Genomic DNA, 9,914 nt, shown 5'->3' with positions numbered 1-9,914 from the left:
AGAAAGATAAAAATGGTTATGTCTGGACAAAGGCTCGCGGCACTCAAAACGTCAAGAATATCTGGCCACAACATGCTACAGGAGCGACCATGCTAACTGTTTTACGCAAAGTAGCTCTGCAAAAGGGGGTAAACATATTAAATCATATTTATATTTATGATTTACTGAAAGGAAAAAAAGGCCGGATATCTGGAGTCGTAGGCATTAGCTTAAAAGACCGCAAGAACTACTTAATTCATTCTAAAGCGGTCATTTTAGCAACGAATAGTGGAGGGTTTAGAGGGCACCACCTTGCTAGTGAACTCCAAGGCACAGGCCCATTTATGGCTTATGATGCGGGCGCAAGAATTAAGAACCCGGAATTTCATTATATCAACATAAGACCGGCTAAGCATGAAGTAGAAGGCTCAGGTATCATGCCTGCTATTGGTGCTAAATGGATTAATGCCAAAGGTGAATTGTACATGGAGAAGTATGATCCAGTGTTAAAGGATAGGGCTCCAACTTCTAAAATAATTGTTGCTGCTGCCAAAGAAGCAATGAAAGGTAATGCACCAGTAGCTATCAATGTTGAGGGAATGACTGACGAACAGCGGGAAAAATTCAGGATGCTTCAAGTGAGTCATGGTTGGATGCCAATCCTATTTGATAAATGTAAGCGTGAAGAAGGTTATGACATTTTAGAAGATAATATTGAGTGGCAGCCAGCTTATGAAAGCAATAAGTTAGGCATTGATGCGGATGTTAATTGTCAAACCTCTCTTGAAGGATTGTATGCTGCAGGTATGGCAAGGACCCTAGGGGTTAACCCCTTTACAGGATGGTCAATCGCCTCATCAACTTGGTCGGGATTTACAGCAGGCAACAGTGCAGCGAAATATACCATGGAAGTTGACTATGAGGATATCGATTTCGACTATGTAGTAAGCAGAACAAATAGCTTTTTCGCTCCATTACAAAACGAATTTAATGAAAATCCAGATCGGATGGTCACAGAACTCCAAAAAATCCTATTCCCCGCAGACGTCTTAATCCTAATGAACGAGCCCAGGCTTAAAGAGGCCCTTTCCAAAGTCCTAGAGTTAAAACAGGAGAAACTTCCCGGTTTACATGCAACAGATATCAGAACATTAGTCAAGGTTAAGGAAGCACAAACTATGGTTCTGGCAGCCGAAATGTCCTTAAAAGGTGCCATCATGCGCAAAGAAAGCAGACCCAATATTTTCTACCGAGAGGATTACACTTCAGCAGATGATAATTGGCTCAAGTGGCTCATTGTTCAAATAGATGACAGTGGGGAAATGAATTTTTCAACACAAGACATCCCATTTGACCAATATAAATTTAGACCTGAGAACCCTGCTTTGAAATAAAGAGAGATTTAATAGTTTGTTTAAAAATGACAAATGGTAAAAGTTTGTAAACGAAAGGGGTGGTAAGGATGTCGAAAGTAAATATTAATTTTGCGTGCTCACCATATGATCGGACCAGGGCCTTATTGGACGGAACTGTTGTACCAGAAGGAATTGATCTTAACTTTTTACCAATGGAAGTTGAAGAAACCTTTTATCGGCAATTCCGGTATTCAGAGTTTGAAGCATCAGAAGTATCTCTTTCTTCGTATACCTTATCGCGTGCACATGGCGATAATCGATTTATTGCTATCCCTGTCTTTACTTCACGTTTTTTCAGACACTCTTGTATTTATATCAATATTAATTCAGGAATCAAAACTCCAGAAGACTTAAAGGGAAAAATCGTTGGGGTTCCTGAATATCAGATGACGAGTGCGTTATGGTTAAGAGGTACTTTTCAGCATGAATATGGCATAAAACCTTCTGATATTCATTGGCGAACGGGCGGGATGGAACAACCAGGGCGGATTGAAAAGATAAAGATTAAATTACCGTCCGATGTGGATTGTCAGCCTATTCCGGTGGATAAAACACTTGCACAAATGCTTGAGACAGGGGAAATTGATGCAGTAATTAATGCTAGAATTCCATCGACATTCTACAATGGACATAATGTTAAGCGCCTGTTTGAAAATTATCATGAAGTCGAAGCAGAATACTTTAGGAAAACGGGTATTTTCCCAATCATGCATTGTATAGCTATTCGGCATGATGTGTATTATGCCAACCCCTGGGTTGCCATGTCTCTCTTTAAAGCTCTAAAAGAGGCAAAAAATATTGTAATGGCTAACTTCAAGAATACGTCGGCATTGTATGCGACTCTGCCCTGGATGGTTTATGAAGTAGAACGAACGAAGGCAATTATGGGTGAAGATTTTTGGCCCTATGGTATTGAACCTAACAGAAAAGCACTGGAGTCTATCTGTCAATACTCTTATGAGCAGGGATTATCCGAAAAATTAATGACAGTTGAAGAACTATTTGCAAAAGAGACGTTTGAAGTCTTTAAAATTTAGTGTGAGTAAGGGATATTGATATGAGTCAATTTAATGCCTTTGAGGGTGCCAATTCAAAGGACGTAGATGAAGCAATCAAACAATGTGTTTTAGCGAATAGGATTTTGGCCAATAAAAAATCTTTGACTGGTTGGGGCACCTTTGTATTAGAAATTTCGGGAATCCCAATACCTTCTTCCTATCAAGGCCATGTTCTCCTGAATTTGTGATTAAAGCAGATATTATGGTGTATCGCCATCTAGGGTGGAATGAGGCCTGAAGAAAGTCAAAATAGGCTGTGAATAGATAGCCTGCTGAAAAATTCTGATGAATCAAAACAAGTAAATAATAAAAAAAAGCTAACACAATTAAATATTACTAAAATCAAGTTCATAATGGATCGGCTCCCTCTTTAAAGTATCTCGCAATCACTATATCGGTGATGGAGCCATCCATTATAATACTAATTTTAAAAAATGAGGTGCTCAAACAAATACCACAATATGGGTTTAACACTACAAATAAAAAAAAGGGGGAAAGGAAATGAACGTTTTAGGTATTCCGATTAATCCAAAGAAGGAGACATCCAATGTAAAGAAAATGGTTTTCGGTGCACTAGGTGTCATTTTAGCACTCTATATATGGTTCTTCTTACCGGCAATGGAAGGATTAGAACCAGCTGGCCAAAAAACCATGGCTGTATTTATTTTTATGATTATGTGGTGGATTGGTGAAGTCGTATCGCCCGTTGTCGTGAGCCTCTTAGGAGTTTCCCTATTTACGTTCTTTGGAGTAGCAAAATCTTCGGTAGCTTTCTCAGGTTTTTCTTCAGGAACACTAATCTTTCTTATATTTGCTTTTCTAATGGCTGCAGCAATCACAAAGACCGGATTAGGGAAACGCTTAGCAGGAGCTATAATTAGTAGAAGTAATCCCAGTTACAAAACCGTTCTATTCTTGCTAATGTTCGCAGGCCTGTTATTAGGAGCTATCATACCGTCTGGTAACGCAAGGATTGTGTTACTCGGTACGATTGCGTTGTCACTTTTAAACATCTTTGACCAAAGTGCTGATAAAATAAGCAATATTGGAAAGGGCTTCTTTATTCTCTTGGGCATAACCTCAATGATAAGTTGTGACCCATTTATTACTGGCGGGGCATCAACGGTACTTTTATGGGGGTTGCTGTCTAAAGCAGGTATTGATGTATCTTATTTTGACTGGTTCCTCAATCTCCTTCCAATATGTTTAATTGCTATGGTAATTTTATGGTTTATCACATATAAACTGTTTCCACCGGAGGTGGAACGGCTTGATGAGGAGAGCTATCGCAAACTAAAAGATAGACTTCGCAATGAAGTAGGAGTTGTCACTTCTGCAGAAAAGAAGGTCGCTATCTACACCTTACTTATTTTGGCTCTTTGGATATTTGGTAGTCAACTGAAAGTAAGCTCCCTTAATGCGTGTATGGCAGGAGTTGTGCTCATGTTCTTACCTGGTATTGGAGTTTTAAATGCCAAGGATATTAAAGGATTGCCTTGGGATACTCTGGTATTTATTGGATGTTGTTTATCCTTGGGCCAAGTTATTTCTACAGTAAAGCTTGATACTTTCCTTGCAAGTGTTGTCTCACCGTTACTTATTTCCAATTCTATCTTTATTCTCGGCTTTAAGTTAGTATTAGCAGCAATGATTATTCACTTTATTATTGCTGATGCTTTACCTATTTTCACAATCTTTATCCCAATTGTCATCGCAACAATGCAGAAATTAGGTGTAAATCCCTTGGTAGGTGCAATGTTTTTCCAAATGGGAACCACAGCTTATATGATGCTTTATCAACAAGCCCAAGCAATTACCGTTTATGGGTTTGGTCAATTCAAAGCACGTGATTTTATGAAAGTTGGTGCATGGACCTACGTATTGTGGATTGTTATGATACCAGTTATGGTACTTTGGTGGTCAGTCAGAGGGCTGATGTAACTAGTTGATGAGTTCTATTTCTAAAAGGGTAGGAATCACTACCATTTTAGTGACCTCGATAATAAGGAAGGATAATTATTCTTGGAATAAAAGATATATTTGATGAAACAGATGTACTTGTTATTGGTGGCTGACTCGCTGGAACAGTGGCAACTATTGAAGCTGCCGAGAAAGGTGCCAAAGTGGCCGTAATGGATAAGATAAAAATTGACTGTAGCGGTTAGCTTCGGTTGAATTCAAATTAGTTATTGGACATCTTATTGCATCGTTATTTGTATAACAATCGCCAATCTTTTTATTAAGCCGTTCATGTATACCATTTTTCTCATCCGCTCTATCTATTCTAGTTTTATGTCTAGTTTAGTGTCTTTTTCTGTTGGTACGGCATTCATTTCTGCTGCAACCACACTTGAGGATATTATCAAAATAAGTAAAGATGAAGGCAATATACTGGCCATTTTTTTGTTTCAAAACGATAAATGCCTACTCGTATCATAGTATTAGAGCCACCGGACGGCCTCCTTGTGAGATAAAGATAGGTTAGGGTAAAACCCGCCCGGAGTTCTTCTAACTACAAAGCGATATTTATCATTTTGCACAATTTTATTCCAGAGATTCAGCCATTTTAACAGCTTCTTCCGAGCTTAAAATGCCGGATATTTTGTAGACCATAATGCCCTCGTCCCAAAATATGGAGGCAGTTCGGTCTTTTTCTCTGACCAGCAACAACGCCGGTTTTCCATTTAACAACACTTCATATACGATGGTATCGTCAGTGTCGTAACCCTGTCCCCTAACAGCTTTCACCGGTAATGGATATTTGGATGAAACGATGTGATCTTTATTTTCCCGGAGAAAAACTTGCTTCACTTCTGTCAGGACTTTTGCTGACGTTCTCTTTATTTACTTCTTTTAAGACATATCCATTAGGTAAGTAGCCAAGTGTTTTTATGGAAAAGGGGCAACCCCTTTGTATTTCTTCCCGGATCACCGATTTTTCCCGGGCCGGATCACTTGCTTTTTCTTTATACCTGATTGGAATCGCTGAACAAACTGGGCGGGGCCAACGGTATTGGCATTGTGGATATGGTGGAAAACCGGCTGGTGGGTATGAAATCCCGGGAGGCATCATACTGTTTTTGGCTCACCGGGAGCTTGAGTTGCTTACCATTGACCGGATTACCTTGCATTGCAAGGAAATGGTGGCTTCCCGCTATACCGAGCTGGTTTTGACGGAGTGTGGTTCTCACCGCTGCGGGAAGCGCTGGACGCTTTTGTGGATGTAACCCAGCGCATGGTTACCGGTACGGTGCGTATGAAGCAGTACAAGGACAACTGCACCCCGGTCGGGACTACCTCGCCTTACTCCCTTTATAACGAAGATCTGGCCACTTTTGGTCGTGACGAAGTATATAGTCAGGCCGACGTCTGCCGGGTTCATCAACCTGTTCGGGCTGCCGCTGCAGGTGCGGGCGCTTGCGCTTATGGAAAGAAAAGTGGGATTGCGGAAATAAACAAGAGCGGGGCCGGTTAACGCGTCCCGCTTTTTAGTTTTTTAGCTCATAATAAATTAAAGATATCTATACTAAAAGCTATCACTATATGTATAAAGGACAAGGTTAAAGAAGTTATTATCCCAATTACTGTTGTGGTAACGTCTGTTACAGGCAAGAAAGGTATTCGATGACATAGAAAACATCCTGTATTTTTCTCCATCGCCATGTAACTAAGCAGTAAAGCATTAAGAAGAGTGAAAAGGAGAACGTAATTAGTTTAGTGTAAATGTTTATAATTACCAATAAAGAAGTTGACCATTTATGTAAGCTGTGTTCGGCAATATAAAAGTTTAGCACTTAGCTTCCGTTTTTCTTCCAGTTTGCCATTGACAATGAGCCTCCGCAAGCATGGTACCGATGTCAGGGGTTATGCCTCTAATGCTTATGACATCGCCCTAACAGGCTACCATACTTGACCTCATTGTCAATGGTTCACTCCGTCAAACTGGAAATAAAACTCAGATAAATTGGAATTTATTAAGTTCCGCAGTGCTACACTTTCTAACTTCCGAAAACACCACGGCCCTCGCACACAGAAGCATCCGCCGTGTAGTCCCATGTCAAGACTACCCTAGAGAATACGTAACTCCGATTTCAACCCTATTTACAATAAAGAATTATGGTTAATGCAATACTAATGATATATAATATAAATATATACTTTTTTACTGTCGGGGCAAAGGAGTTGAAAGTTTTGAACATTCATTACTTACGTTATTTTATCTCAGTAGCAGAAAACCTAAACTTTTCCAAGGCTGCTAGCAAATTGTATATTGCTCAACCGGGATTAAGCCAAGGAATAGCAAATTTGGAAAAGCAAATAGGAGTAAAGCTCTTCGAACGGGATAGGCGGTCTGTTCAATTAACTGAAGCGGGGGCGATTTTTTTAGACGATGCGATAGAGATAGTAAAAAAATACGACGAAGCAGTTGATAAAGTTCACCAAGTTAGTACTAGTTCTCACTTGTTCTTAACAATTGGTTTTCTTCCCTCTTTAGGGAAAGTCCTTCTCCCTCAGTGGATATATGCATTTAGCAAGGAATATCCAACTATTACCCTAAGTGTGAAACAATTCACAATGGGTACGCTTCACCTTGCACTGGAAGACGGGAGTGTAGATATTGGCTATACAAGGTCATTCGGATTAAAGAGCACCTCCGGATATATGTTTAAGAAGGTATCAAACGATAGCATCTCGGTTATCATTCGTAGCGACCATCTACTAGCTAATCACAGTAAGATTGATCTCAAAGCTTTAGCTAAAGAGTCTTTTGTCATGGTTCCCCAGGAGGAATCCCCGCAATGGCATAAATTCGCTATGCAAATATTCTCCAACAGAGGAATCGCGCCCACTCGTATTATTACTCCAGGAAGAGTAGACGGAATCTTTCCCCTTGTTCTAGCTAAACAAGGAATTGGATTAGTCCCATCTAGTAATCGGACCAGTGATTATCCTGAAATTCGATTTATTGATATTGATGGTGATGATGTACGTTTCGAATCCGGGCTTGCCTGGAAAACCTCAAACTCTAATCCAACTATTTTAATGTTTATTGAAAAAGTAACATCATATCCAAATGTTAAATATAAACTTACTTCAGAAATATGAGGCAATACTACTCCAAGTTATTGCTTATGCTCCTAACAGGAATAGGTATTGCCTTATAAAGAATAGGTCATAAAAACCCAAACTAAATTGTCTAATCCTTAATTCTTGTAAGTGAATTTTATATTACATCAGAGTCGAGCCCATTCTTCATCATGTCTTCTTCTGACTCTGTTAGAATAACCTCGACTTCATGGACTGCTTCCTTTAGCATCTGAACATGTTTTAATAAAACAATTTTCCATGTAAATAGTCACAGACCTTGAAAAATTGCAACTTTTTAATAATCTCACCTTAGTCAATACGAATTTCTTTCCTAAAACTTATACTTACTCAATATTCAATAGTTCTAATAACCGTTTATAGAGGACTATATGCGTGAAACAATGGTACTAAGATTAAGTTTAAGGATATAACAATGATCACATGGACAAATAAGGCAACAAGGCCAACCTTAATCATTTCATTTATTTTAATATTTCCAGCGGCGAAGGCTAAGGCCGACGCTGCTCCCGCCCAAGGAAGGACGTATCCTACTCCCACGTTTGGAATAATACGGGCGATTATAGCCGGTTCAATGCCGAGGGCTGAGCAAAATGGAAGACACAGCGAATCCATAAGATTAACAGCTGCAAGTCCACTCACGAAATTGGTCAGGATTCCTGTGGCAAAACCACTAAACAATACAATTGATGTCTTATTCATTACACCACTCATCGTCGCTTGAATCCACTGCAATAGTTCAAATTTGATCAGCAAGTCTGCCATAGCCGCACCTGAAGCTGACAAAAAGATAATATTCCATGGTACAGAATGTTGAAAATCATTAGCTGTAATTGTACTTTCCTTATTTTCAAGCGAAATAGGCAAGATATACAATAAAACAACTCCAATAAATGGAGGAATCCATACATCAAGCACAGGAATGGTTGCAAAGCTTGGAAGTATCCAAAGAATTATCATAGTAACCATAACAATCATGGTATTACGTTCTCCCGGTGAAAATGGACCTAGTTTTTTGAGTTCCTCTTTGAAATATTCTCGCGCTCCGGGGATTTCATTAAGCTCTGGTTTAAGAAATAGACGTAATATAAGGAAATATGCGACTATGGTAACAATGGCAATAATAATACCAACTTGTGAAAACTGAACAAAATTAATCGTTACATTACAAAGGTTTTCCAGAAGGGAAACGGATAAAGGATTATGTGGTAGACCCATAAATGTTGCCACCCCTCCTGCTTCGGAGGAATAAAGGACTCCTAATGCCATGAACACGCCGAGTTTTCCAACGCTCTTTCCCTTGTTTTCCGGGTCCATAGCATATTTTACAATTGACATACCTATTGGCATCATCATAGCTACACTGGCTGCATCATCGACAAATGCAGATACAATAGCAGTCGTCAACATAAATACGAATAATATCCGGTTAATAGAACTACCTACGAATGGTATGGAAAGAAAAGAAAGGGCAATTCGTTTTCCCAGGCCATGTTTTTGAACAGCATGACCTACAAGCAAAACTCCAATTAGAAAGAACATGATCTTTTGGCCATAAGCAGTCGTTACAGTACTTAACTTGGCAATACCCGATAAAGGAATAATGACTAATGGTAACATTGAGGAAATAGCCCAGGGAATAGGCCGCATAATCCACCACACAATCACCCAAAGGTAAGTTGCAGCGAGAATCTTAACTTGTAGTGTAACACTGGGGATGGGGCTTAATAGTAGTATGAGAAAAGCAACTGGACCAAAAATTAGTTTCAGAAACCAAGAGATATGATCCTTTGATAACGATGTTGTGAACTTAGGCTTTGTTCCCATTTTCCTTCCCACCTTCCAATGAATAGATAGTTTTAACAATTGTGCAAGTTAACAAGAAAGAGAATGTGTTCACATGAACTAACTATAATTCATCTAGTTCTTTTAAACTCGCTTATTTATATTAGATAATAAAAAACATACCATTTACTTATTTGGATTCATCAGAATTCTTCAGCAGGTTATCTATTTACAGCCTAATTTAATTTACTCGGGCCTCATTCCGCACTAGATGGAGATATACCATAACATATACCCTAATTACAAATTTAGGAAAACACGACCTCAATAGAAAGAAGGTATTGGGATTCCCAGGATTTCTAATGCAAACATGCCCAAACCCGTCAAAGATTCTCTCATTAGCCAAAATCCTATTCGCTAAAACACATTGTTTAATTCTTTACTCCCTTTTGCAGAGCTACTTTGCGTAAAACAATTAGCATGGTCGCTCCTGTAGCATGTTGTGGCCAGATATTCTTGACGTTTTGAGTGCCGCGAGCCTTTGTCCAGACATAACCATTTTTATCTTTCT

The 9,914-nt window shown here is 39.2% G+C and carries 6 protein-coding genes and 1 pseudogene; 5 read left to right on the top strand and 2 right to left on the bottom strand.

The genetic code is table 11. The annotated features are described in order from the left end of the window. From DCCM_RS03360 to DCCM_RS03350, 3 genes are all read left to right on the top strand, one after another. On the top strand, positions 1-1,373 hold a 1,373-nt coding region (locus DCCM_RS03360), incomplete at its 5' end, for an FAD-binding protein (RefSeq protein WP_128739078.1). 68 nt (positions 1,374-1,441) lie between these two features. Then, positions 1,442-2,431 carry a substrate-binding domain-containing protein gene (locus DCCM_RS03355; RefSeq protein WP_104371048.1) on the top strand — a complete coding sequence of 330 codons (990 nt, stop codon included), beginning with the start codon at positions 1,442-1,444 and terminating at the stop codon, positions 2,429-2,431. Between the two features lie 522 nt (positions 2,432-2,953). After that, a complete protein-coding gene (locus DCCM_RS03350) occupies positions 2,954-4,393 on the top strand; it encodes an SLC13 family permease (RefSeq protein WP_104371047.1) in 1,440 nt (479 codons plus the stop codon). 603 nt (positions 4,394-4,996) lie between these two features. Here the strand turns inward: DCCM_RS03350 and DCCM_RS03345 are convergent. After that, positions 4,997-5,263 (bottom strand): DUF4367 domain-containing protein, encoded by a 267-nt coding sequence (locus tag DCCM_RS03345; RefSeq protein WP_165792002.1) that lies wholly within the window; start codon positions 5,261-5,263, stop codon positions 4,997-4,999. A gap of 165 nt (positions 5,264-5,428) precedes the next feature. Between DCCM_RS03345 and DCCM_RS03340 the strand changes: the two are divergent. Next, a pseudogene (locus tag DCCM_RS03340) lies at positions 5,429-5,907 on the top strand (adenine nucleotide alpha hydrolase family protein); the annotation flags it as partial. Between the two features lie 736 nt (positions 5,908-6,643). Beyond that, a complete protein-coding gene (locus DCCM_RS03335; protein ID WP_165792001.1) occupies positions 6,644-7,558 on the top strand; it encodes a LysR family transcriptional regulator in 915 nt (304 codons plus the stop codon). Between the two features lie 357 nt (positions 7,559-7,915). Here DCCM_RS03335 and DCCM_RS03330 read toward each other — a convergent pair whose 3' ends face one another. Beyond that, positions 7,916-9,385 (bottom strand): SLC13 family permease, encoded by a 1,470-nt coding sequence (locus tag DCCM_RS03330; RefSeq protein WP_104371044.1) that lies wholly within the window; start codon positions 9,383-9,385, stop codon positions 7,916-7,918. Positions 9,386-9,914: the final 529 nt, after the last annotated feature.

This window comes from Desulfocucumis palustris (genome assembly GCF_002933875.1).
Lineage (GTDB): Bacteria > Bacillota > Desulfotomaculia > Desulfotomaculales > Desulfocucumaceae > Desulfocucumis > Desulfocucumis palustris.
The sequence above is the reverse complement of the archived record's forward strand: the minus strand, read 5'-3'. Positions and strand labels throughout refer to the sequence as shown.